The organism is Bradyrhizobium sp. S3.7.6 (assembly GCF_054061875.1).
In genome coordinates this window covers 258,445-281,169 of record NZ_JBSSEQ010000003.1, presented here as the reverse complement: position 1 = coordinate 281,169, position 22,725 = coordinate 258,445, and the positions used below count along the sequence as shown (strand labels likewise).

The 22,725-nt window shown below is 63.9% G+C and carries 28 protein-coding genes and 2 pseudogenes; 25 read left to right on the top strand and 5 right to left on the bottom strand.

The window, feature by feature from the left end:
• The first annotated feature begins 4 nt into the window (after positions 1-4).
• Positions 5-430, top strand: a complete 426-nt coding sequence (locus ACVJ5M_RS44870; protein ID WP_354079460.1) for a CopG family transcriptional regulator — start codon at positions 5-7, stop codon at positions 428-430.
• 183 nt (positions 431-613) lie between these two features.
• On the opposite strand, the gene ACVJ5M_RS44865 is transcribed toward ACVJ5M_RS44870, so the two are convergent.
• Both ACVJ5M_RS44865 and ACVJ5M_RS44860 read right to left on the bottom strand, forming a co-directional pair.
• Entirely contained in the window at positions 614-1,420 is an 807-nt protein-coding gene (locus tag ACVJ5M_RS44865; RefSeq protein ID WP_354079462.1) for an SDR family oxidoreductase, read from the bottom strand.
• Between the two features lie 33 nt (positions 1,421-1,453).
• The gene (locus tag ACVJ5M_RS44860; RefSeq protein ID WP_354079464.1) at positions 1,454-1,684 is read right to left on the bottom strand and encodes a hypothetical protein; all 231 of its coding nucleotides are present in this window, start codon (positions 1,682-1,684) and stop codon (positions 1,454-1,456) included.
• A 30-nt stretch (positions 1,685-1,714) separates the two neighbouring features.
• Here ACVJ5M_RS44860 and ACVJ5M_RS44855 point away from each other — a divergent pair, with 30 nt between their 5' ends.
• The 3 genes from ACVJ5M_RS44855 to ACVJ5M_RS44845 are packed head-to-tail and all read left to right on the top strand — an operon-like array spanning position 1,715 to position 3,791.
• A complete protein-coding gene (locus tag ACVJ5M_RS44855; RefSeq protein ID WP_354079466.1) occupies positions 1,715-2,086 on the top strand; it encodes an AMP-binding enzyme in 372 nt (123 codons plus the stop codon).
• Positions 2,083-3,210, top strand: a complete 1,128-nt coding sequence (locus ACVJ5M_RS44850; RefSeq protein ID WP_354079468.1) for a thiolase family protein — start codon at positions 2,083-2,085, stop codon at positions 3,208-3,210. Before ACVJ5M_RS44855 ends, ACVJ5M_RS44850 begins: the two co-directional genes overlap by 4 nt.
• Before the next feature lie 17 nt (positions 3,211-3,227).
• The gene (locus tag ACVJ5M_RS44845) at positions 3,228-3,791 is read left to right on the top strand and encodes a MaoC/PaaZ C-terminal domain-containing protein (protein ID WP_456679753.1); all 564 of its coding nucleotides are present in this window, start codon (positions 3,228-3,230) and stop codon (positions 3,789-3,791) included.
• Positions 3,792-3,887: 96 nt separating this feature from the next.
• Here the strand turns inward: ACVJ5M_RS44845 and ACVJ5M_RS44840 are convergent, their stop codons facing one another.
• Entirely contained in the window at positions 3,888-4,760 is an 873-nt protein-coding gene (locus ACVJ5M_RS44840; protein WP_354079470.1) for a hypothetical protein, read from the bottom strand.
• 159 nt (positions 4,761-4,919) lie between these two features.
• A complete protein-coding gene (locus ACVJ5M_RS44835) occupies positions 4,920-5,309 on the bottom strand; it encodes a hypothetical protein (protein ID WP_245343927.1) in 390 nt (129 codons plus the stop codon).
• Positions 5,310-5,807: 498 nt separating this feature from the next.
• On the opposite strand from ACVJ5M_RS44835, the gene ACVJ5M_RS44830 reads away from it, so the two are divergent.
• From ACVJ5M_RS44830 to ACVJ5M_RS44730, 21 genes and pseudogenes are all read left to right on the top strand, one after another.
• Positions 5,808-5,966, top strand: a complete 159-nt coding sequence (locus ACVJ5M_RS44830; protein WP_354079633.1) for a hypothetical protein — start codon at positions 5,808-5,810, stop codon at positions 5,964-5,966.
• Positions 5,960-6,319, top strand: a pseudogene (locus ACVJ5M_RS44825) (nickel-dependent hydrogenase large subunit); the annotation flags it as partial. The gene ACVJ5M_RS44830 and the pseudogene ACVJ5M_RS44825, both read left to right, overlap by 7 nt.
• 198 nt (positions 6,320-6,517) lie before the next feature.
• Complete coding sequence (locus tag ACVJ5M_RS44820; protein WP_085398650.1) at positions 6,518-7,609, top strand: hydrogenase small subunit; 1,092 nt, start codon at positions 6,518-6,520, stop codon at positions 7,607-7,609.
• Between the two features lie 21 nt (positions 7,610-7,630).
• Positions 7,631-9,421: a nickel-dependent hydrogenase large subunit gene (locus ACVJ5M_RS44815; protein WP_085398649.1), complete on the top strand. Its 1,791-nt coding sequence runs from the start codon at positions 7,631-7,633 to the stop codon at positions 9,419-9,421.
• Between the two features lie 9 nt (positions 9,422-9,430).
• The gene (cybH, locus tag ACVJ5M_RS44810) at positions 9,431-10,174 is read left to right on the top strand and encodes a Ni/Fe-hydrogenase, b-type cytochrome subunit (protein ID WP_354079473.1); all 744 of its coding nucleotides are present in this window, start codon (positions 9,431-9,433) and stop codon (positions 10,172-10,174) included.
• Between the two features lie 14 nt (positions 10,175-10,188).
• On the top strand, positions 10,189-10,770 hold the full coding sequence (locus ACVJ5M_RS44805) for a HyaD/HybD family hydrogenase maturation endopeptidase (RefSeq protein ID WP_354079475.1): 582 nt from the start codon (positions 10,189-10,191) through the stop codon (positions 10,768-10,770).
• A gap of 26 nt (positions 10,771-10,796) precedes the next feature.
• Positions 10,797-11,093 (top strand): HypC/HybG/HupF family hydrogenase formation chaperone, encoded by a 297-nt coding sequence (locus ACVJ5M_RS44800; protein WP_085398646.1) that lies wholly within the window; start codon positions 10,797-10,799, stop codon positions 11,091-11,093.
• Positions 11,094-11,368: 275 nt separating this feature from the next.
• Entirely contained in the window at positions 11,369-11,815 is a 447-nt protein-coding gene (locus ACVJ5M_RS44795; protein ID WP_085398645.1) for a thioredoxin domain-containing protein, read from the top strand.
• Positions 11,812-12,675 carry a hydrogenase expression/formation protein gene (locus ACVJ5M_RS44790; RefSeq protein WP_085398644.1) on the top strand — a complete coding sequence of 288 codons (864 nt, stop codon included), beginning with the start codon at positions 11,812-11,814 and terminating at the stop codon, positions 12,673-12,675. The genes ACVJ5M_RS44795 and ACVJ5M_RS44790 overlap by 4 nt, the downstream gene beginning before the upstream one ends.
• A complete protein-coding gene (locus ACVJ5M_RS44785; RefSeq protein ID WP_354079478.1) occupies positions 12,672-12,881 on the top strand; it encodes a rubredoxin in 210 nt (69 codons plus the stop codon). Before ACVJ5M_RS44790 ends, ACVJ5M_RS44785 begins: the two co-directional genes overlap by 4 nt.
• Positions 12,878-13,405, top strand: a complete 528-nt coding sequence (hybE, locus tag ACVJ5M_RS44780) for a [NiFe]-hydrogenase assembly chaperone HybE (RefSeq protein WP_354079616.1) — start codon at positions 12,878-12,880, stop codon at positions 13,403-13,405. Before ACVJ5M_RS44785 ends, hybE begins: the two co-directional genes overlap by 4 nt.
• Positions 13,402-14,496 (top strand): nickel-dependent hydrogenase large subunit, encoded by a 1,095-nt coding sequence (locus tag ACVJ5M_RS44775; RefSeq protein ID WP_354079480.1) that lies wholly within the window; start codon positions 13,402-13,404, stop codon positions 14,494-14,496. The genes hybE and ACVJ5M_RS44775 overlap by 4 nt, the downstream gene beginning before the upstream one ends.
• A complete protein-coding gene (gene hypA / locus ACVJ5M_RS44770) occupies positions 14,489-14,830 on the top strand; it encodes a hydrogenase maturation nickel metallochaperone HypA (RefSeq protein ID WP_354062281.1) in 342 nt (113 codons plus the stop codon). The genes ACVJ5M_RS44775 and hypA overlap by 8 nt, the downstream gene beginning before the upstream one ends.
• Entirely contained in the window at positions 14,830-15,750 is a 921-nt protein-coding gene (hypB, locus tag ACVJ5M_RS44765; RefSeq protein WP_354079482.1) for a hydrogenase nickel incorporation protein HypB, read from the top strand. Before hypA ends, hypB begins: the two co-directional genes overlap by 1 nt.
• 2 nt (positions 15,751-15,752) lie before the next feature.
• The gene (gene hypF, locus ACVJ5M_RS44760; protein WP_354079483.1) at positions 15,753-18,005 is read left to right on the top strand and encodes a carbamoyltransferase HypF; all 2,253 of its coding nucleotides are present in this window, start codon (positions 15,753-15,755) and stop codon (positions 18,003-18,005) included.
• A complete protein-coding gene (locus tag ACVJ5M_RS44755; RefSeq protein WP_283018165.1) occupies positions 18,005-18,241 on the top strand; it encodes a HypC/HybG/HupF family hydrogenase formation chaperone in 237 nt (78 codons plus the stop codon). Before hypF ends, ACVJ5M_RS44755 begins: the two co-directional genes overlap by 1 nt.
• Positions 18,238-19,380: a hydrogenase formation protein HypD gene (hypD, locus tag ACVJ5M_RS44750; protein ID WP_354079485.1), complete on the top strand. Its 1,143-nt coding sequence runs from the start codon at positions 18,238-18,240 to the stop codon at positions 19,378-19,380. Before ACVJ5M_RS44755 ends, hypD begins: the two co-directional genes overlap by 4 nt.
• Positions 19,377-20,417, top strand: coding sequence for a hydrogenase expression/formation protein HypE (gene hypE / locus ACVJ5M_RS44745; RefSeq protein WP_354079487.1), 1,041 nt, complete (start codon positions 19,377-19,379; stop codon positions 20,415-20,417). Before hypD ends, hypE begins: the two co-directional genes overlap by 4 nt.
• 8 nt (positions 20,418-20,425) lie before the next feature.
• Positions 20,426-20,803, top strand: a complete 378-nt coding sequence (locus tag ACVJ5M_RS44740; protein ID WP_245343926.1) for a hypothetical protein — start codon at positions 20,426-20,428, stop codon at positions 20,801-20,803.
• On the top strand, positions 20,787-20,993 hold the full coding sequence (locus tag ACVJ5M_RS44735; RefSeq protein WP_354079489.1) for a hypothetical protein: 207 nt from the start codon (positions 20,787-20,789) through the stop codon (positions 20,991-20,993). The genes ACVJ5M_RS44740 and ACVJ5M_RS44735 overlap by 17 nt, the downstream gene beginning before the upstream one ends.
• 75 nt (positions 20,994-21,068) lie before the next feature.
• Positions 21,069-22,097 carry an IS110 family RNA-guided transposase gene (locus ACVJ5M_RS44730; protein ID WP_007596425.1) on the top strand — a complete coding sequence of 343 codons (1,029 nt, stop codon included), beginning with the start codon at positions 21,069-21,071 and terminating at the stop codon, positions 22,095-22,097.
• Positions 22,098-22,478: 381 nt separating this feature from the next.
• Here the strand turns inward: ACVJ5M_RS44730 and ACVJ5M_RS44725 are convergent.
• A pseudogene (locus ACVJ5M_RS44725) lies at positions 22,479-22,685 on the bottom strand (sigma-54-dependent Fis family transcriptional regulator); the annotation flags it as partial.
• Positions 22,686-22,725 lie beyond the last annotated feature (40 nt).

Below are 22,725 nucleotides of genomic sequence, written 5' to 3'. Positions count from 1 at the left end.
CAATATGCGCCAGCGGATGAACGTGTATTTCCCACCAGAGCTTCTGAAACAGATCTCGGACCTCGCTGATCGCAAGAAGCTCTCTCGGTCTGCGATCGTGGAAGCGGCTGTTGCTTCATTTCTATCGCCTGACGGAGAGGACAAGCGGGAAGCCGCATTTGCCCGTCGCCTGGACCGGCTATCGCGTCAGATGCAGCGGCTGGAGCGTGATGTCGGTCTGACGGCCGAGACTTTGGCCCTGTTCATTCGCTTCTGGCTGACGACCACGCCGCCGTTGCCCAACGATGCGCAGGCGGCCGCGCAGATCAAGGGCAGAGAGCGCTTTGAAGGATTCGTCGAGGTGCTTGGGCGCCGTCTGCAAAAGGGCCAGAGCTTTCTGCGCGAGATTCCAGATGATATTCGTCGTCAAAACGTAGCCGAGGAAAGCTAGGGCGCGGGCTCATAACATGCGATGAGCGGCAACTGCGTAGAGCGCAGGTGCCGTCAAGGCCGAGATATCGCTGAGCCTTCACGTACCCAGCGCTCTGTCTGTCCTACAAGCGCCTGAGGGGCAACAGCTCCCTGACGCAAACAGTTCACGGCCAAGTCGCCGCCGTTCGGCGCGCGAACCCGCTCACATGAACCGGTCCGCGCCGCCCGAAGCCTCGATCGTGTCGCCTGTCACGAAGCCGTTCCGCGCTGAACCCAAGAAGGCTGCAATGGCCGCGATTTCCTCGGGCTCGCCAGCTCTGCCGACGGGGGTGAGTTCTGCCGAGATCCGAGCGAGCACTTCGTCGTCACTGAGCGAGCTCATCTCAAGACGGTTCTTTCGAACCGCGGGGAGCATGTTGTTGGCCCAATTGTCGGTCGCGACGGCTCCTATTCCGATCGCGTTAACCAGAATTCCGTCTTTCGCCACCTCGAGCGCAAGCGATTTGGTCAGATTGTTGATGGCTGCGCTGAGGACGTGCGACACGAAGAGCTTCGGATTGGGATAGGTTCCTCCGATGGAGGACATGTTCACGATGCGGCCCCATCGTTTCTGCTGCATGTGCGGGATGGCCTCCTTGCAAAGCCGTCGCATCGAGGTAAGCTTGACCGCGGTCATATCGGTCCAATCGTCCTCACCTGAGTTCATCAGTCCGCCAGCGTGAGCTCGGCCGGCATTGTTGATAAGGATGTCGATCGAACCGAACGTCGTGAGGGCTTTGTTGACGAGTGTCCGTGCCGCGTCCGGCGCGGCGACGTCGACCTCGACGGACGCGACCTTGGCGCCAGGCGCGCGGAGCAGAGTTTCCTTGGCCTGCTCCAGTCGCGTCCGATCACGCGCTGCGATCACGACCGCTACGCCGTTCGAAATGAGTTCCTTCGCGACAGCAAACCCTATGCCGGTGCTCGCTCCGGTGACGATGGCGGCCTTGCCGTTAATTCCGAGGTCCATTTTATTCTCCGATGAAGCACGGTGATGATAAAGTCAGGTCGGCAGCAGCTTGCCTTTCGTTTCGGGAAGCAGATTCAGCATGACGATTGAAACGACGTAGAGCAGGGTCAGCATGAGCACGGTGGGTTGGTAGCTGTCCGTCTCACCATCCGCGACCATCTCGGGCGATGCCTTCCACCTGGCGAGACCGGTCAGGTGTTCGTGGCAAGTCCCTTCCTCTTCATGGAGTATGCCTGCGGAAGCGAAACGCTGCTGCCACGTCATGGCGACGCAGTGTCGGTCGGCGACATCGGCATGCTCGACGAGCGCGGCTTCTTGCGGCTCGCCGGCCGTGCCAGCCGGATGATCATCACAGCTGGCAAGAATGTGCATCCGGAGGAGATCGAGCGTGTGCTCGAGGGACATCCTGCCGTGGTCGCCGCAGGGGTTCTGGGTGCCCTCGACGAGCGTCGGGGCGAGCGGCTGGTCGCGCTGCTCAGGCTTGGCCCGGATGCGCGCATAGCGTCTTCCGATCTGATCAGCCGTGCCCGCCTGAGCCTGCCGCTCTATAAGATCCCGCGCCGTTTTGCCGTGCCATCGCGCTGGCCGGTGACCTCGTCCGGCAAGACCGATTTCCACGCGCTGCGCCAGCTCTGGGAATCCGGCGCCTGCGAGTTGCTGCGATGAGCGCCGCATATCTCGTCGCCGCACGCCGGACGGCGGTCGCCCCTCGGGGCGGCGCGTTCAAGGCAGTGGAGGTCGACGAACTTGGCGCGGCGCCAATTCGCGCCGTGCTGGCCGACACCGGCATCGCGCCGGAGGCGATCGACGACGTCATCTTCGGCAACGCGCTCTATGGCGGCGGAAACCCCGCGCGGCTTGCCGCGCTGCGGGCGGGTCTCCCCGATCACGTTCCGGCGCTGACCATCGACAGCCAGTGCTGCGGTGGCCTCGACGCGATTATGCTCGCCGCCGAGCGCATCGCGAGCGGAGGTGCGGACGCGGTCATCGCCGGCGGTCTTGAGAGTTTCAGCCGCGCGCCGCTGCGCGCGCGGCGGCCGCATCTCGCCGGCGAGGTGCCGCAACCCTATGACCGTCCTCCGTTCGCCCCGTGGCCAGAGCGGGACCCTGACATGATCGCTGCTGCCGTGACGTTGGCTGAGAGGCTTGGCATTTCGCGTGCACGGCAAGATGAATTTGCGATCGAAAGCCATCGCAAGGCGCTGCAAAATCCCTCCTTGGCGGCCGAGATCGTGCCGCTCGCCCACCTTTCGCATGATGCCTTTCCCCGGGCCCTGACGGGGGCGACCTGCGCACGCCTTCCGCCGCTTGCAGGCAATGCTGCGTTTGGCGTGACGCGCGCGACGGTGGCGGTCGAAGCCGACGCGGCGGCAGCCCTCCTCGTCGTGTCGGAGAGGTTGATCCGACGCCTCAACGCGAGGCGGCCTGTGCGGATAATATCGGCGGTGCGCCGCGGTGGGGATCCGGCTGTGCCGGGTGCGGCACCTATTGCAGCGGCCGAGAACCTCCTGGCAGCGGAACGGATCGCGCCGACACGGATAGCGGTTAGCGAGGTCATGGAGGCCTTCGCCGTTCAGGCGATCGCATGTGTCGACGGAATCGGGCTGCCGTTGTCGTCGCTTAATCGTAGGGGCGGTGGGCTAGCACGAGGGCATCCGATCGGCGCATCGGGCGCGATCCTGGCGGTACGCCTCTGGCATGAGATGCAATCAGAAACATCCGGAGCGGTCGGGCTGGCGGCTATTGCGGCTGCGGGCGGGCTCGGCAGCGCGCTACTTGCGACGATCTAAGAGAGGGACGGGCCGGGATGATCCAAATGCCAGGGGGCCCCGAACCGCTGACACAGGCGAAGGTGTTTCGTGTCGCGCGGGCAATCGATCTTGCTGCCTTCGTGGGCACGGAACTCGCTCCTGGGCGCTGGCGTTCGGTGACCCAGGAAGAGGTCGATCAGTTCGTCGTGCTGACGGGTGAGCGGAACTGGGTTCATACCGATGTTGACCGCGCCATGCACGAACTCGACGGAGGAACGACGATTGTGCCCGGCCAATTGCTCCTGGCGCTCGTACCAGCGCTCTTGCAGGAGGCGTATGTCGTCGTGGATGCAGCGCAAAGCCGTGCGGCGGCTCTCCGCGCAGTTCGATTCCGTTTCCCGGTACGTCCCGGCGATGTGTTCCGGCTACGGGCGCGATTTGACCCTCGTGGAGCAACGGCCGCGTTTCGTCCAGGTGGACGCATCGTGTGGCCTCGAACTGAAGTCCGGACAACGGGCACTGACGTCTCAACGTACGGACGTCTTTTTCGACTGAGGCAGGCGCCATCCCGCCCTACGGGCGGTCTCGTTCAGACCGTCGCAACGAATTGGGTGAAATGACCGTGAACAAAGCGTGACGGAAACGCCCGTCGTTATCAGTAAAATCAATAGTTTAGAAGGTGGTCACTGCGTTCGAGTGGCAGGGGCGCGCCTCGGTCAGATCGCAACCTGAACCGAATGTCGGTATCGGTGGTTGCGCCTCCCCGCAACCAACGATTCTTGCGAAAGCAAGGCAACCAAAACCCCGGCCTCCGAAAGGACGTCGGGGTTTTTCTTGTTTGCGGCGAACCGCAGGATCGAGGCCAGGTCGCCCCGCAGGACGATCGCCAGTTCAGCCTTGTCGGGCACAAGTGTCACCTGATCGACCAACGTGCGAAAGACTTCCGCCGCCTCGGTCTTCCCATCCTCGTTCTGCAGGCTCTCATAGAACGCCGCGATCCGCTGACGGTAGATCTCCGCCATGTTCGGATGTAGGAGGGGTGGCGGCTCTTCCGCATTCGCAAGCTGGTCCTTCAGTACCGCCTTTCGGGCCTCGAGCCGCTTCATGTCCTCGACGATGGCTTCGATCGGACCGCCAGCCTTAATAGCAGCCAGCAGCTTTCCCAGTTCGCGTTCGATGCGCGGGAGCTCGTCTCGCATGGCAGCGAGGCCCGCTCCACGCTCAATCCGCAACCGATTAACCTCGCGGGGGAACTCGTCGCAGAATTCCTTGAATAGATCGGGCTCCATCAAGTGCGTCCGGAGGCCACTGAGCACCGAGGCTTCGAGAGCGTCTCGCCTGATATTCAGGCGGTTGTCGCATGTGCCTTTGTTCCGCGACGTCGCGCAGCCGAGCAGATCCTTAGAGATCATCGTATAGCCGCCACAGCCGCGGATCAGGCTCAGCAAGAGCTCGCGCGTCCATACGCCCGGGCTCGTTCCGCGCATTCGCAGCAGAGCTTCGTCGCGCAATCGCGCGCGGCATTCGGTTCGTCGGCTCTGGGGCACCCGCAGTAGGGAGCCGAGGATGTCGTTAATCTCCAAGTCCAAGAGACGCTCGGTGAGAAAAGCCCCAGATGCCGATCCGCCCCTCCGGTCCATGGGGTAGGGTCCCTGATAGGCTGGCCGGGAAAATCCGCTCTTCCGGCCATTCCTCCAAGCCGCGGACCAGCAGGTCGCGGGCCACGCCGGTGGCGTCGGCATTGGTAATCAGCAGATAGCCGTGCCGGGATCGTCGAGGTGGTGTTTGGCCGGCCGACGGGCGGTACCTTGTTTGAGCAACGCGTCGAAGTCGGTGATTGACCAGGGACCGCTGTTGCGCAGCTTCACCTGCACGACGAGTTTGTAGCCGTCTGCGACGTTCGCGCTAGGTTGGACACGGCCAGGCGTCGTTGGTTCGAGCTCCGACTCCAGATCTTCCTCGTTGGCGGGTTCGAGCGTGATCCTCGTCGCCGATTTGGTGATCAACATCAACCGCAGAGCCGCCAACACTGAGACGGCGAGTTGGTACTCGTAGCCATCGAGTGCAGCCTTGGCCCCGCCTCCAGCAGATGGTGGAGGGAGCGCTGTCAAGCGTCGGCACTCATCGAAGGTCATCATCCAAGTATTGGAGCTGCTGGAGATGATTCATCATCGTTTCTTTCTTACAGGTGCTTATTGGCATCGGACATGCCAGAGGCATCGAGAGACTTCAGCAACGCCGAGACGTTCCGTTGTCGTTTTTGAGCCCGCCTAGGCGGGGCTCTATGAGACCTCGTCAGGTTGTCTTCAGTTTTAGGGTGCTTGTCGGATAACCGAAGGCGAGAAAAACGTGAGAAACTCGAATGGTGCAGTGCGTGGGAGCCAGCGACGGATCTCGTTCGTGCTCAGTGTCGAAATCTGCCGCCCTGAACATATTGGACGGCCTCGCTATCGGGTCGCCGCCGGAGGTAGGCTTAAGGCGCAATGCGGTTGCGAGGGCGGCGTCCTCCAGTGCTTCCCTGATCGGCGGGACCACATCAGCCTCCGGATCAAGAAGGACGCCCACCATGGCGGCGACCGCTTGTCGGTGGCTGTAGATGCCTGTGACGAAACGACCGAGGCCTTGTTCGAGCAGATATGGTTACGGTGCTTCTTTTGCCGTCCCATGCGCTTGAACTCGAAGACGAGACGCATGCCTTGAGTGGTGTCGTTCCAGCCATAGACAATGTCGGCCCGCCGCTCCTGAATGAGCGCTCCAGTGCTCAGATCGATTTCCCCGATCACGTCCTCGGCTGATCGAGACCGCGCGCTCGCGCTTGCCATGGAGCAGTGGACGCGCGCGCTGCGGCTGTCGGAGCCGTTCTGCGACAAATCGCGCGAGCTCCCCGACGGAAGCTATGTCGGGTTGGTCGAGGCCGCCCGCGGCAGTCTCGGGCACTGGATGGCAGTGCGCGACGGCAAGATAGAGCGCTACCAGATCATCGCGCCGACCCACCTGGAATTTCTCGCCGCGCGATTCCTTCGACGTCGGCGGCCCGCTGGAGCGGGCGCTGGTCGGCACTGATGTCGGCGACGCCGGTCCGCGTGCGGTTGCGATCCAGCACATCGTGCGCTCGTTCGATCCCTGCATGGTGTGCATCGCGCATTGACCGGAAACTTCGTTGCCGGCTGCAAATCGAATTGTTTCCTTTTCTCGTGTTGGCAGCGTCCTCGCGTACCGTTCATGAAAGTGGTTCAAATTCGCAACGTTATGGAATCTCTCCACTTTTGAATCTCTGCAGGCTGTTGGCCTGCTTCTTGCTGCCCTTTGCGTCATCGAAAAGTCAAAGCCGAAGGCGGGAGCATTCATGGGCGCGGCGACAGAAACGTTTTACAGCGTGATCAGGCGGCAAGGCATCACGCGTCGGTGCTTTCATAAATTCTGCAGCCTGACGGCGACGAGCCTCGGCCTCGGACCGCTGGCGGCGAGCCGCATCGCAAACGCGCTCGAGACTAAGCCGCGCGTGCCCGTGATCTGGATGCACGGCCTCGAATGCACCTGCTGTTCGGAGAGCTTCATCCGCTCCGCGCACCCGCTGGTCAAGGATGCGGTGCTGTCGATGATCTCGCTCGACTACGACGACACCATCATGGCGGCTGCGGGCCACCAGGCCGAAGCCATCCTCGAGGAGACCCGCGCCAAGCACAAAGGCCAGTATATCCTCGCGGTGGAAGGCAATCCGCCGCTGAACGAAGGCGGGATGTTCTGCATCGATGGCGGCAAGCCGTTCGTCGAGAAGCTGAAGATGATGGCCGACGACGCGATGGCAATCATCGCCTGGGGCGCCTGCGCCTCCTGGGGCTGCGTGCAGGCGGCAAAGCCCAATCCGACACAGGCAACTCCGATCGACAAGGTGATCACCAACAAGCCCATCATCAAGGTGCCGGGATGCCCCCCGATCGCCGAGGTGATGACCGGCGTCGTCACCTTCATCATCACCTTCGGCAAGCTGCCCGAGCTCGATCGCCAGGGCCGACCGAAGATGTTCTACTCGCAGCGCATTCATGACAAGTGCTACCGGCGCCCGCATTTCGACGCGGGGCAGTTCGTCGAGGAGTGGGACGACGAGGCCGCGCGCAAGGGCTATTGCCTCTACAAGATGGGCTGCAAGGGGCCGACCACCTACAACGCCTGCTCGACCGTGCGCTGGAACGGCGGCGTCTCCTTCCCGATCCAGTCGGGTCATGGCTGCATCGGATGCTCAGAGGACGGCTTCTGGGACAAGGGCTCATTCTACGACCGCCTCACCAACATCAAGCAGTTCGGCATCGAGAAGAACGCCGATCAGATCGGCATGGCGGCAGCCGGCGCCGTCGGCGCGGCGGTCGCGGCGCATGCCGCGGTGACGGCGGCGAAGCGCCTCGCCAACAAGCGCGACGATGCGAACCAAGATCACTAATCGAGTTCAGGGGAGATAGCGATGGGCATCCAGACACCCAACGGGTTCAAGCTCGACAATTCCGGCAAGCGCATCGTCGTCGATCCGGTCACCCGCATCGAAGGTCACATGCGGGTCGAGGTCAACGTCGATTCCGACAACATCATCCGTAACGCCGTATCGACCGGCACGATGTGGCGCGGCATCGAGGTGATCCTCAAGAACCGCGATCCGCGCGACGCCTGGGCGTTTACCGAACGGATTTGCGGCGTCTGCACCGGCACGCATGCCCTGACTTCGGTCCGCGCGGTCGAGAATGCACTTGGGATCACAATTCCGGAGAATGCCAACTCGATCCGCAATCTGATGCAGCTCGCGCTGCAGGTGCACGACCATGTCGTTCACTTCTATCACCTGCACGCGCTGGATTGGGTCGACGTGGTCTCCGCGCTCTCGGCCGATCCGCGGGCGACCTCGACGCTGGCGCAGTCGATCTCGAGCTGGCCGCTGTCGTCACCCGGCTATTTCAAGGATCTGCAGACCCGTCTCAAGAAGTTCGTCGAGTCGGGACAGCTCGGTCCGTTCAAGAACGGGTATTGGGGCAGCAAAGCCTACAGGCTACCGCCCGAGGCCAATCTGATGGCGGTGGCGCATTATCTGGAGGCGCTCGATTTCCAGAAGGAGATCGTCAAGATTCACACCATCTTCGGCGGCAAGAACCCGCATCCTAACTGGCTCGTCGGCGGCGTGCCCTGTCCGATCAATGTCGACGGCACCGGCGCTGTCGGCGCCATCAACATGGAACGGCTGAACCTGATCTCCTCGATCATCGACCGTCTGATCGAGTTCAACGAAATGGTCTATCTCCCCGATGTGGCGGCGATCGGCTCATTCTACAAGGATTGGCTCTATGGCGGCGGCCTTTCGAGCCAGAGCGTGCTCTCGTATGGTGATGTGCCAGAACATGCCAACGACTATTCCGCCAAGAGCCTGAAGCTGCCGCGCGGCGCCATTATCAACGGCAACCTGTCCGAGGTGCTTCCGGTCGACCACGCCAATCCCGACGAGATCCAGGAGTTCGTGGTGCACTCCTGGTACAAATATCCCGACGAGACCAAGGGACTTCATCCCTGGGACGGCGTCACCGAGCCGAATTACGTGCTGGGACCCAACGCGAAGGGCACCAAGACGGCGATCGAGCAGCTCGACGAAGGCGGCAAGTACTCCTGGATCAAGGCGCCGCGCTGGCGCGGTCACGCCATGGAGGTCGGCCCGCTGGCGCGCTGGGTCGTCGGCTACGCGCTGAACAAGGCGGAGTTCAAGGATCCCGTCGACAAGTTCCTTCGGGATCTGAACCTGCCGATGTCGGCGCTGTTCTCGACGCTCGGCCGCACGGCGGCGCGTGCGCTCGAATCCGTCTGGGCCGGACGCCAGATGCGCTACTTCCAGGACAAGCTCGTCGCCAACATCAAGGCCGGCGACAGCTCGACCGCCAATGTCGACAAGTGGAAGCCGGAGAGCTGGCCGAAGGAGGCCAAGGGAGTCGGCTTCACCGAGGCGCCGCGCGGCGCGCTCGCGCACTGGGTCAAGATCAAGGACACCAAGATCGAAAACTACCAGTGCGTGGTGCCGACGACTTGGAACGGCTCGCCGCGCGACCCCAAGGGAAATATTGGCGCCTTCGAGGCGTCGCTGATGAACACGCCGATGGTCAATCCCGAGCAGCCGCTGGAGATCCTGCGCACCATCCATTCCTTCGATCCGTGCCTCGCCTGTTCGACGCACGTCATGAGCCCGGACGGCCAGGAGCTCGCCAAGGTCAAGGTCAGGTAGGAGAGGATCATGATGGATGCAGTTGCTCCCGCCTCGGACGCCAGGCCCGACCGCGCGGCGATCGCAGCCGATGCTTCCGGAGAACGTGCGGTGGGTCGTCCTAGCGTCTATGTCTACGAAGCGCCGGTACGGATCTGTCACTGGGTGAACGCGTTCTCGATTATCGTGCTTATGGTGACCGGCTATCTGATCGGAACGCCGTTGCCGACGGTCGCGGGCGAGGCGTCCGACAACTTCGTGATGGGCTACATCCGGTTTACCCATTTCGCGGCGGGGCAAGTGCTGGCGGTGTTCTTCCTCGCCCGCATTCTCTGGGCCTTCGTCGGCAACTACCACTCCCGGCAGATTTTCTATCTGCCCGTGCATCGCAGGCAGTTCTGGAAAGAAGTGCTGCATGAAATCCGCTGGTACGCGTTCCTGGAGCGCGAGCCCAAGATGTATGTCGGCCATAATCCTCTGGCGCAGATTGCGATGTTCACGGGATTCACGCTGTTCGTGGCCTTCATGATCATCACCGGGTTTGCGCTCTATTCGGAAGGCACCGGCATCGATAGCTGGCAGCATAAGCTGTTCGGCTGGGTGTTTGCGATCTGGCCGAACAGCCAGGACGTGCACACCTGGCATCATCTCGGCATGTGGGCGCTGGTGGTGTTCGTGATGGTGCACATCTACACCGCGATCCGCGAAGACATCATGTCGCGCCAGAGCATCATCTCCTCGATGATCTCGGGCGAACGGCAATTCCGCGACTGAAACGGGAACGCCAAGTGAAGCCGACATACTCGCAAGACGATCGCATCCTGGTGCTCGGCATCGGCAATATCCTGTGGGCCGATGAAGGGTTCGGCGTCCGGGCGGTGGAGGAATTCCACCGCCGCTACGCCGTACGCGACAATGTCACCATTCTCGATGGCGGCACGCAGGGGCTCTATCTCGTCAACTATCTGGAAGAGGCGGACCGCCTGATCGTGTTCGACGCGATCGACTATGGCCTCGAGCCCGGCCAGTTGAAGCTTGTGCGTGACGACGAGGTGCCGCGGTTCACTGGCGCCAAGAAGATGAGCCTGCACCAGACCGGCTTCCAGGAAGTCATCAGCGCGGCCGACCTGCTCGGCCGCTGCCCGAAACATCTGGTGCTGATCGGCTGCCAGCCGCTCGATCTCGATGACTGGGGCGGGCCGCTGACGCCGCCGGTGCGCGACCAGATCGCGCCGGCGATCAATCTCGCTTGCGCCATCCTGGCCGAATGGGGCCTCACGGTGAGCCAACGCGCCGAGCCATTGGCAGATATCGAGCGGCTGCTCGCCAATGACATCGATCATCTCCATTACGAGACGCGGCCGGCCTGATCGGCCATACTGCCGGAGACTTGCCCATGTGCCTCGGCCTGCCCATGACGATTGTCGAGACCGACGGGATCTCGGCGCTGTGCGCGTATCGCGGCGAGCAGCGCCCCGTCTCTGTGCTGCTGCTCTCGAATCCTCCGGTCGGCGCCAAGGTGCTGGTCTATATCGACACCGCGATCCGGCTGCTGGACGAGGACGAGGCACGCCTGATCGCGAATGCGATCGAAGGTCTCAGCGCGGTGCTCGACGGCGAGGATTGCGACCGCTTCTTCGCCGACCTCATCGACCGCGAGCCGCAACTACCCGAGCACCTGCGGTCCGACTAGGATCGCCGCTGCTTCTCCCGTTTGATGCGTTGACGACATCAGTGACCGGCCGGCCTCGGCGGCCGCTGTGCGCCTGGAAGATCGATTTCTACCTGCAAAGACAGCTCTCACCAGATATGGCAAGTATCTTTCCATTGAAGCCTGGCTTACAATCGGCGCCGAGAAATACATGATCCGGATCAATGGGATAAATCCGGACATGTGATAACCGATCCTGGCACGTGACTTGCTAACCTCTAGTTCGGCAAAAACACAAGCTTGTCAGGAGAGGTTCGATGGAATTCCAGGTAGGAAAGCATGATCTGGCGCGCAGTGGTCTGCCCGAGGTCGATGCTGCGACAGTCGATCATTTTCTTGGCGGAGCGGACGAGGCCGGTGCGGTCGCGGTGCTGCTGTCGGCGGGCGATCCCAACCGCTTTCCGGAGGCAATCGATGTCGCAGTGGTGCTGCCCGAGCTTATCGCAGCGTTCGGCAATCGGCTGCGCGGTGCGATCATCGCGCGCGACGCTGAGCGTGTGCTCGGCGAGCGCTTCGAGGTGCGGGTGCAGCCGACGCTGATCGTCGTCGCCAACGGCAAGACGCTGGGGTTGATCGCCAAGATCCAGGACTGGTCGGTCTATGCCGACCGCATCACCAAGCTGATCGACCGGCCGCGCGGGCAAGGCGCCGCAGTCGCCGTCACCATCGTTCCCCAGCATCGCGCACAAGAGGTCGGGCTATGAAGGCCGGCTTCTGGGATGCGCCCGAAGGCGCCGGGCAACCAGTCAACGTGTTTCCGATCGGCGACGAGAGCCTCAATGCAGCGAAGGGCAGCCTGACGGCGGCCGGCGCGCTCGCAAAGCTTGCAACGCTCGACAGTGCGGAGCTTGCAAAGAGCTGCCCGAACGCGGTCGCGCTGCTCTCGAGGATCGCGGATGCCATCGCGGATCAAAAGGCGAACGCGCCGACAAGACTGTTTCGGCTGGCCAATCTCAACGATCTCGAGAGCAAGCTGGTGGCCGACGTGCTCGGCGAAGGCGAGGTCGCCGGCGTCGTCGCGCTGCCGGACGGATCGCTGGCGCAGATCCAGGAATCAGTGCTGGCGGGAATTTGGCGTGTGCGGCTCGAGACCGACGCCACTTCCGAATATCTCGAGATCGGCGCGGTTCCCGAGATCGTCAAGCGTGCGGCTGCCGACCTGACATCCGCCGATTTCGAGATCGGGCAGGTGCCGGAGGGCGCCATGAACGTGCTGCCGGTGCTCGCCGAAATCCGCGAGTGGGCACAGGCCTGGCGGCCCGGCATTCGCTCGCAGATCATCAATTTCACGCTGCTGCCGATGAGCCCGGTCGACATGAGCTTCCTGCAGGACACGATCCGGAACGGACCGATCCAGCTGGCGTCGCGCGGCTACGGCACCTGCCGGGTGCTCTCCACCGGCATCCGCAATGTCTGGTCGGTGCAGTTCTTCAACGCCATGGACACTATCATTCTCGATACGCTCGAAGTCGGCGGCGTGCCGACGGTTGCGCTGGCAGCGGACGAGGATTTCGAGGATTCCGCCGAGCGGCTGCAGGAAATCATCGAGGCCTACTTCAAATGAGCGCCTTCGAGAATACTGGCGTGCGCCAGGACGTCGCCGACGTCACACGGCTGGAATGCGGCATCTGCTGGACCGTCTACGATCCGGCGGATGGCGATGAGGTAGCGCAGATCGCGCCGGGCACGCCGTTCGCGGCGCTGCCGGAGGAGTGGCACTGCCCGAATTGCGACGCGCCAAAGTCCAAATTCATGGCGATCGAAACATGACAGGCAGCGCGCCAGCGAGTTCGTCAGGTCCTGCCGGCGACGCCGACGCCGCGGCGTGGGGCGAGCTTCTGGCCGCAAGCTACCGGGAGATCGGCGAGCGCGCGATGCGCGATCTACCCATCTACAACGATGCGCTCGGCATCGAGGCGGTCGGTTTCCGTCCCTTCAACGGCACGATCGTCGGCATCATGGTCACGCCGTGGTTCATGAACGTGGCGATGCCGGCGGGCGCGGTGACGCCAGCCACCTCGGACGCGACCGTGCGAATGCGTTTTCCCGCGGGCGATATCGAATTCACCCTCAGCGAGATCGCCCGGATCGGCCGGAACGCGAGCTGCTCGCTGTTCTCGCCGATGTTCCAATTCGCCGACATGGATGCCGCGCGAGCGACGGCCGAAGCCGCGCTCGCCGAATTGATGCTGCCGGCGGACAGCGAGGAGGCGGTTCGCCGCCGCGAGCCCGAGACAAGCCCGATCGATCGGCGTAACTTCCTGCGGGGTGTCTTGATGGAGCGGCATGGATGAGTCTGTCGTTCCGCAACGAGATCGATATTACGGTGCTGTTGTCCGGCGCCACGATCGCCGACGTCGCGATCAAGCCGCGCAACCGGCCGCCGCTGACGCGGCTGTTTGCGGGAAAGCCCGCGGCTTCGCTGCTTCAGGTGCTGCCGCGTCTGTTCTCGCTGTGCTCGATCGCCCATCACGTGGCGTTCCAGTCGGCGGTGGAAGCCGCGCAAGGGCGGGAGGCGGCTCCCGCAACGGTGCGGCGCCGCGTCACCGCTGTCGTCGTCGAGCGGCTGACCGAACTGCTGCGCGGCCTGTTCGTCGGACGGCTCGCGCTCGACGGCACAAACGCTCCGGCGGTGCGCGCCGTAATGCAGGCAAGCGCGCTGCTTTGGGGCGCGGACGAGGCCGTCCCGCCGGCCTTGCATCGCAACGCCGTGGTGCAGATCAAGGCCGCGCTCGGCGCGATGGGGATCGCCGGCGAAGAAGACGAGACGCTCGCGCCGGGCAGCCCGCTCGCCGCGTCCGTCGAGGGATGCCACGGCAAGCTGGTGTCAGAGCCGGAGGCCGATCCATCCTTCCTGACGGTGGCGGACGATTTGGACATCGTCACGCGTCTGCTGGCGGACGGTGCGGCCTATTCCGATGCGCCGGACCTCTGCGGCCGGATTCCGGAAACCGGCGTCTGGGCGCGCAGGGCACGCCGTGAAGCGGTCTCGGCGGCGGAAGCGGGCTCCGCCGCGCGTCTGAAGGCGCGGATTGCCGAGGTCGCGCGGCTCTGCGCCTGGCTCGATCGTGGCGATGCGGATCTTGATGAAGGCGTCGTCGCGAGCTACCGGCTCGGCGCGGGCAAGGGGGCAGCCGCGGTCGAATGCGCACGCGGGCGCCTTCATCACGCCGTCGCACTGGACGACGAGGATCGCGTCGTCAACTTCGAGTTCCTGGCACCGACCGAGTGGAATTTTCACGCCCGCGGACCGCTGGTCAGGAGCCTCAAGGGCGCGACGCTCGCGACCGGCCGGCAGGGACAGGACGCGGTTCGCGCGCTGGTCGGCTCCTTCGATCCCTGCGTCGGCTTCAGCCTGCAATTTCGCGAGGCCGGCCATGCATGAGATGGCGCTGTGCGAAGGCATCGTCGGTATCGTCGAGGAGGAAGCGCGCAAGCGCGCTTTCACCAAGGTGAACGTCGTCTGTCTGGAGATCGGTGCGCTGAGCCATGTCGTGCCGGAGGCGCTGAAATTCTGCTTCGAGGCCGTGGCCGCGCGGACCATCGCGCAAGGCGCGCGGCTCGAGATCGTCGAGACGCCCGGCACGGCTTGGTGCATGGCCTGTTCCAAAACCGTTGAGATCGGGCAGCGTTACGAGCCGTGCCCGTCCTGCGGCGGCTACCAATTGCAGGTGACGGGCGGCGAAGAATTGCGCGTAAGGGAATTGGAGGTCGACTGATGTGTACGGTCTGCGGCTGCAGCGACGGCAAGGCATCGATCGAAGATACGCATGGTCATCATCATGATCACGGCGATGGCCATGAGCCCGGAGGGCACCATCATCATGACCGCGGTCATGGCCACGACCACGGTCGCCACCATCACCACGGTGGTGCCCACGACCACGCCCCCCATGAGGCCGGGCTGCTCGACTGCGGCGCCAATCCCGCGGGCCAGAAGATCGCCGGCATGAGCAGCGACCGCATCATCCAGGTCGAGCGCGACATCCTCGGCAAGAACGACCGGCTTGCGGCCGACAACCGCGCCCGCTTCGCGGCCGACGGCGTGCTCGCCTTCAACCTGGTCTCGAGCCCCGGCGCTGGCAAGACCTCGCTGCTGGTCCGCGCCCTGTCCGAGCTGAAGGCAAGCTTTGCGATCGGCGTGATCGAGGGCGACCAGCAGACCTCCAACGATGCCGAGCGCATTCGCGCGACCGGCGTGCCGGCGATCCAGGTCAATACCGGCAAGGGCTGTCACCTCGACGCCGCCATGGTCGGCGAGGCCTATGACCGGCTGCCCTGGCTGAACGGCGGCCTGCTCTTCATCGAGAATGTCGGCAACCTGGTTTGCCCGGCGGCGTTCGATCTCGGCGAGGCCTGCAAGATCGTGGTGTTCTCGACCACCGAGGGCGAGGACAAGCCGCTGAAATACCCCGACATGTTCGCAGCCTCGTCGCTGATGCTGATCAACAAGATCGATCTCGCGCCCGTGCTCGATTTCGATCTGGCGAAGACCATCGACTATGCGCACCGGGTCAATCCGAAGATCGAGGTGCTGACGGTGTCGGCGCGCACCGGCGAAGGCTTTGCGGCGTTCTTTGCCTGGATCCGCAAGCGGATGGCGGCGACGACGCCCGCCGCGATGACGGCGGCGGAGTGACGATGGGCGGCGAGGCCACGGCGTGGGACGGACGGCGGCTGCGCTTGCACGTGCGCGGCGCGGTACAGGGCGTCGGCTTTCGCCCCTATGTCTACGGCCTCGCCACGCGCTACCGCCTCGGCGGCTTCGTCGCCAACGATTCCCATGGCGTCGTCATCGAGGTCGAGGGCGAGCGCGCGTCGGACTTCGTCAGGGCACTGCCGCTGGAAAAGCCGCCGCTCGCCCGGATCGACGAGATCTCGGTGCAGCCGGTCGGGGCGGTGGCGAGCGAAGGGTTTTATATCCGCGCGAGCGACCAGGGCAGGGTGTCGACACGCATCGTCGCCGATGCCGCGACCTGTCCAAAATGCCTGAGCGAGCTGTTCGATCCAGCCAGCCGGTTCTATCGCTACCCCTTCGTCAACTGCACCCATTGCGGTCCGCGCTATACCATTGCCGAGCGGCTTCCTTACGACCGCGCGACCACGGCCATGAAGCGCTTTGCGATGTGCAAGGCCTGTGCGGGCGACTATGCCGATCCCGACAGCCGCCGCTTCCATGCTGAAGCGATCGCCTGCCCGCAATGCGGCCCGCGGCTCAGCCACGGTATCGAGGACATCGCTGCCGCGATCGCCGCAGGCAAGATCGTCGCAGTCAAGGGGCTCGGCGGTTATCAGCTTGTCTGCGATGCCCGGGACGAGGCGGCCGTGCAGCGCCTGCGCCAGCGCAAGCAGCGCGACCAGAAGCCGTTTGCCGTCATGGTCGGCTCGGTGGACGCGGTCGCCGGCATAGCCGACGCCGATGCTGCCGAGCTCGCCTTGCTCGAGACGTCGCCGCGGCCGATCGTGCTGATGACATCGCGCCATCGGCTCTCGCCGGCGATCGCGCCGGAGCTGGCGCGGATCGGCATCGCGCTGCCGGTCACTCCGCTCCATCATTTGATCTTCGAGGCGCTGGATGCGGCGCATCCGCTCGCCGGCGAGAGCTGGGCGATCGTCGCCACCAGCGCCAATCCCGGTGGCGAGCCGCTTCTGATCGACAATCGCGAGGCCGAGCTGCGGCTTGCCGGCATCGCCGACCTCATCGTCAGCCATGATCGCGACATCGTCACCCGCGCCGACGATTCCGTGGCGGCCGTCGTCGCCGGGCGGACGCAGTTCAGCCGCCGTGCCCGCGGCTACGTGCCGGAGCCGGTTCGGCTGGCGCGACCGGTGCCGCCGATCCTTGCGGTCGGCGGCGCGTTGAAGTCGACCGTGACGGTCACGCGCGGCAGCGAGGCCTTCGTTTCCCAGCACGTCGGCGACCTCGACACCGCCGAAGGCGTCCGTGTCTTCGAGGAAACCATCGGCCACCTGCTGTCGACGCTGGACGTCGAGCCGGCGGTTATCGCCCATGATCTGCACCCGAACATAGCCTCGACCCGCTTCGCCGAAGCGAGCGGGCGGCGGCTGATCGCAGTCCAGCACCATCATGCCCATGCCGCCTCCGTGATGGCGGAGCATGGCCTCGCGGGATCTGCGTTGGCACTGGTGCTCGACGGCTTCGGCCAGGGCAGCGACGGCGGCAATTGGGGGGGCGAGCTCCTGCTGTGCGAGCGCGCGCAGTTCCGGCGGCTCGGCCATCTGGCGCCGATGAAGTTGGCGGGCGGCGATCGCGCCGCGCGCGAGCCGTGGCGCATGGCTGCAAGCGCATTGCATGGACTGGCCCGCGGCAACGTGATCGCGACACGGTTTGCGGCGCAGCCGCAGGCTGCGCGTCTCCATGCCTTGCTCGACCAGCCGGGCGTACCGGTGACGACCAGCGCCGGCCGGCTGTTCGACGCGGCGGCGGGGCTGCTCGGTCTCTGCCAGGTGCAGAGCTATGAGGGCGAAGCCGCGATGAAACTGGAGGCGCGGGTTCGCGCGCCGCGCTCCATGAAAGACGGCTGGACGATCGAGGATGGGGTGCTGTCCCTGTTTCCGTTGCTTGCGCGCCTTGCGGCCGAGGGCATCGATCCGGTCGAGGGGGCCGGGCTGTTCCATGGCACGCTCGCCGCTGCCTGCGTCGACTGGATCGCCCGTGCGGCGCGCGAGACCGGCGTCACGACCGTCGCCCTGAGCGGCGGCTGCTTTCTCAACGCGATCCTCAGTTGCGAGATCGAGCGCGGCTGTATCGCCGCCGGTCTCTTGCCGCTGCTGCCGCGGCAAGTGCCGCCCAATGACGGCGGTCTCAGCCTCGGCCAGGCCTGGATCGCCACGCTCCAACTCGAACAGTACGGCCTGGAAGGAACCGCCTGATGTGTCTCGCGATACCTGCTGAGGTCACGCGGCTCCTGCCCGACGAAATGGCGATCGTCTCGATCGACGGCGTCAGCAAGGAGATATCGGTCGCCTTGATCGAGAATCTCGCCGTCGGCGACTATGTGATCATCCATGTCGGCTATGCCCTGACGAAGATCGATCCGGAGGAGGCAATGCGGACGCTCAAGCTGATGCGCGAGCTTAGCGCCGAGGGGCAGGGAGCCGCGTCATGAAATATGCCGACGAGTTTCGCGACAAGGAGATCGCGCTCGGGCTTGCGAAAGCGATCCGCGCGGAAGCCGATCCGCAAAAGCTCTATCGCTTCATGGAATTCTGCGGCGGCCATACCCACGCGATCTCGCGTTACGGCCTCGAGGACATGCTGCCGAAGACCGTGCGGATGATCCACGGCCCCGGCTGTCCGGTGTGCGTGCTGCCGGGCGGACGCATCGACATGGCGATCCGGCTCGCCGAGCGGCCGGACGTCATCCTGTGCGTCTATGGCGACCTGATGCGCGTTCCCGGCTCGCAGGGCGCATCGCTGTTGAAGGCGAAGGCGCGCGGAGCCGACATCCGCATGGTCTATTCCACCATCGACGCGATCCGGATCGCCGAGGACAATCCCGGACGCGAGGTCGTGTTCTTCGCCATCGGCTTCGAGACCACGACGCCGCCGACTGCAGTCACGATCCGGCTGGCGGAGAAGAAGCAGCTCGAAAACTTCACCGTGTTCTGCAACCACGTGCTGACGCCGCCGGCGATGCAGAACATCCTGGAAAGTCCCGACATCCGCAACATCGGCCGGGTCGAGATCGACGGTTTCGTCGGGCCGGCCCATGTCTCGACAATCATCGGCACGGCCCCTTACGAGTTCTTTGCCGAGGAGTTCGGCAAGCCCGTGGTGATCGCGGGCTTCGAGCCGCTCGACATGATGCAGGCAATCCTGATGCTGGTGCGGCAGGTCAACGAGGATAGGCACGAGGTCGAGAACCAGTACAGCCGCGCGGTGAACCGCGACGGCAATCTGCGCGCCAAGGGGGAGGTCTCCGACATCTTCGAGCTGCGCGATCAGTTCGAATGGCGGGGGCTCGGTCAGGTTCCCTATAGCGGGCTGAAGCTGAAGCGCACTTACGCCATATACGACGCCGAGGTGCGCTTCGACATGCACGAGCTGCCCGTCGACGACAATCCCGCCTGCGAATGCGGCGCCATCCTGCGCGGCGTGAAGAAGCCGGTCGACTGCAAGCTGTTCGGCGCCGTCTGCACGCCGGAGACGCCCATGGGCTCCTGCATGGTCTCCTCCGAAGGCGCCTGCGCCGCACACTGGACCTATGGCCGCTTCCGCGACCACCAGCAAAGGCGCGTGTCATGAAGGCCTACCAGCGCAAGCTCGACATCAGGAACGGCTGCGTCGACCTGTCCCACGGCTCGGGCGGCCGGGCCATGGCGCAGTTGATCTCGGGTCTGTTCCACGAGGCCTTCGGCAATGAATGGCTGGCGCGCGGCAACGACCAGTCGGCATTCGACGTTAGTGCCGGGCGCATGGTGATGACGACCGACGGCTATGTGGTCTCGCCGCTGTTCTTCCCCGGCGGCAATATCGGCTCGCTTGCAGTGCACGGCACCGTCAACGATATCGCCATGGCCGGTGCACACCCGCTCTACCTCTCTGCAAGCTTTATCATCGAGGAAGGCTTCCGCTTCGCGGACCTCAAGATGATCGCGGAATCGATGGGCGAGGCTGCGCGCACGGCCGGCGTTCACATCGTCACCGGCGACACCAAGGTGGTCGAGCGCGGCAAGGCCGACGGCCTGTTCATCTCGACCGCCGGCGTTGGGGTCGTGCCCCACGGGCTCGATCTCTCGGCGGAGAATGCCCGCGTCGGCGATCGCGTTCTGATCTCGGGCACGCTCGGCGATCACGGCGTGGCGATCATGTCGAAGCGGCAGAATCTCGCCTTCGAGACCGAGATCGTCTCGGATTCGGCGGCGCTGAACGATCTCGTCGCGAAGATGGTCGAAGCCGGCGGCCGCGGCATCCGCCTGATGCGCGATCCCACCCGCGGCGGGCTTGCCGCCACGCTGAACGAGATCGCCCAGCAGTCCGACCTCGGCTTCCATCTTCGCGAGGAGGCGATCCCGGTCAAGCCGGGCGTCGCCGCAGCGTGCGAGCTGCTCGGGCTCGATCCGCTCCATGTCGCCAATGAGGGCAAGCTGGTCGCGATCGTGGCGCCCGAAAATGCTGCTCCAGTGCTGGCCGCGATGCGGGCGCATCCGCTTGGCCGCGACGCCGCCGACATCGGCGAGGCCGTGGCCGACGATCATCATTTCGTGCAGATGGCCACGAGCTTCGGCGGCGGGCGGATCGTCGACTGGCCGTCGGGCGAGCAATTGCCGAGAATCTGTTGAGGCAAATCATGCGCATCCTGCTCCTGTCGCATTCCTTCAACAGCCTGACGCAGCGGCTGCATGTCGAGCTCAGGGATCGAGGCCACGATGTCGCGGTCGAGCTCGACATCCATGCCGAGGTCAAGCGCGAGAGCTTGGCGCTGCATCGGCCGGATCTTGTGATCGCGCCGTTCCTGAAGCAGGCGATTTCCCAACGACGTCTGGCGCAGCCTGCGGTGCCTGGTCGTCCATCCCGGTCCGCCCGGCGATCGCGGTCCGGCGGCGCTCGACTGGGCGATTCTGGACGGTGCAAGCGAGTGGGGCGTCACGGTCTTGCAGGCGGATGGCGAGTTCGACGGCGGTTCGGTCTGGGCGTTCCGCAGCTTCCCGATGCGGCGCGCGCCTAAGTCCAGCATCTACCGCAATGAGGTGACGTCCTGCGCGGTTGCGGCGGTGCTCGAAGCCGTCGCGGCGATCGAATCCGGACGGTCTGCCCCGCAGCCGATGGACACACCCGCATTGCTGCGCGCGGACAAGCTCGGCGATGAGCTCGACCCGGTGTCATTCGGCTTGCAATATTTGAACACGATGACGTAATTGCGGTCGGCGCTCGTGGCAGACAACCTCCGTTATCGTTGAGCCCTCGCAATCAAATGATTCGAAGGAGCTCCCATGAAGCAGTATGTCGGGCTGGACGTCTCACAGAGAGAAACCGCTGTGTGCGTTGTCAACGAGACCGGTCAAGTAATATTCGAAGGGAAAGCCAGGTCTAATCCTGGTGCCTTGACTGACCTGCTTAACAAACATGCGCCTCATGCCGAGCGTATCGGCTTCGAGACCGGTGCGATGGCAAGTTGGCTATGGCATGAACTCCGCAGGGTTGAACTTCCGGTGGTCTGCATCGACGCTCGGCATGCGCACGCAGCTTTGTCGGTCCGAATGAACAAGAGCGATCAGAATGATGCGCGAGGGCTTGCCGAACTGGTGCGGGTTGGATGGTATCGAGAGGTAAAAGTCAAAAGTGAGGAAAGCCAGAAGATCCGAGCGATCCTTGTCGCCAGATCTCGGCTAGTGTCCATGCGCCGAGACATTGAGAACCAAGTTCGCAGCTTGATCAAGGAATGTGGATTGCTGTTCCCTCGCGCGATCGGCCAACAATTCCGCAACCAGGTCAGCGAACTCTTGGGCGTCGATCATTTGCTTCTCAGCGTGATATCGCCGCTGCTCTCGATCCATGAGAACGTTTGTCAACAACAAGGTAAGTTCGACAACGAGGTCCGCCGGTTGGCAAAGCTGGACGACACGACGCGTCGCCTGATGACGGTCCCGGGGGTCGGTGTCGTGACGGCCCTAACGTTCCGCCACACGATCGATGACCCCTCGCGCTTCCGATCGGCTTCGACGGTCGGCGCCTACCTAGGCCTTACGCCGAGGCGCAGCCAATCCGGCGAAACCGACACCAACGGAAAGATATCTCGATGGGGCGACCGGCTTCTCCGAACTTACTTGTTCGAGGCCGCCACTGTCCTTCTTTATCGAACCAAAAAGTGGTCTTCCCTAAAGGCCTGGGGCATGAAGCTCGCCAAGCGGATCGGCATGAAGAAGGCAAAGGTCGCCATCGCCCGAAAGATCGCCGTGATTCTCCACTGCATCTGGGTCGATGGCACGTCGTTCGACTGGGGCCAGCCGAAGCCAATCTGATATTTGCTCGCAAGTTCCTGGTCCGGTCCGCCGGACTGGCGATGTCCCGCTGGGACGGTGGTCGTGGTGACCTCGGTCAACCGGCTGGTGGCGGTTCGCCCGCACTCCGCTGCAAACGTTGAGGCGCCCGATCCGGACATCATCATGAGGCGCTCGCGACCTCGGAAAGGACCATGACCCCAGCTACGACATCAACCCAACCCGACGAAGCCGCCAACGACGTGGATTGCCAAGCCCGCTAGGCAATCGTCTCGCCATCCGCGATCGCTCCGTCTCCGCAACCTGACCAGCTCCGACTGAGCAATCGCTACCGGCGTGTCACTGGAGAGAGGAAGAATGGTAGCTTGACAACAAACCGCAATTAAAGGACCGATTGACATGCATCGGGCTTTCCGTCGAATGCACGATGCGGTCGAAATCGTAGAGCTGCTTGGCCACTCCGCGCTTGACCGAGACGACCTTCTTGATGTGCCCCGAGGTCGCCTTGACGTCGACGTCGGCGGTCTCGGTCTCCTTCTGCAGCCGATAGAGCTAAACCGCCTCCTTGACGGTTTCGACCAGTTGGTCCGGCTGCCAGGGCTTGGTGATTAGGACAATCTCCTTCGGGGATCCCGTCAAAGGGTCGTCA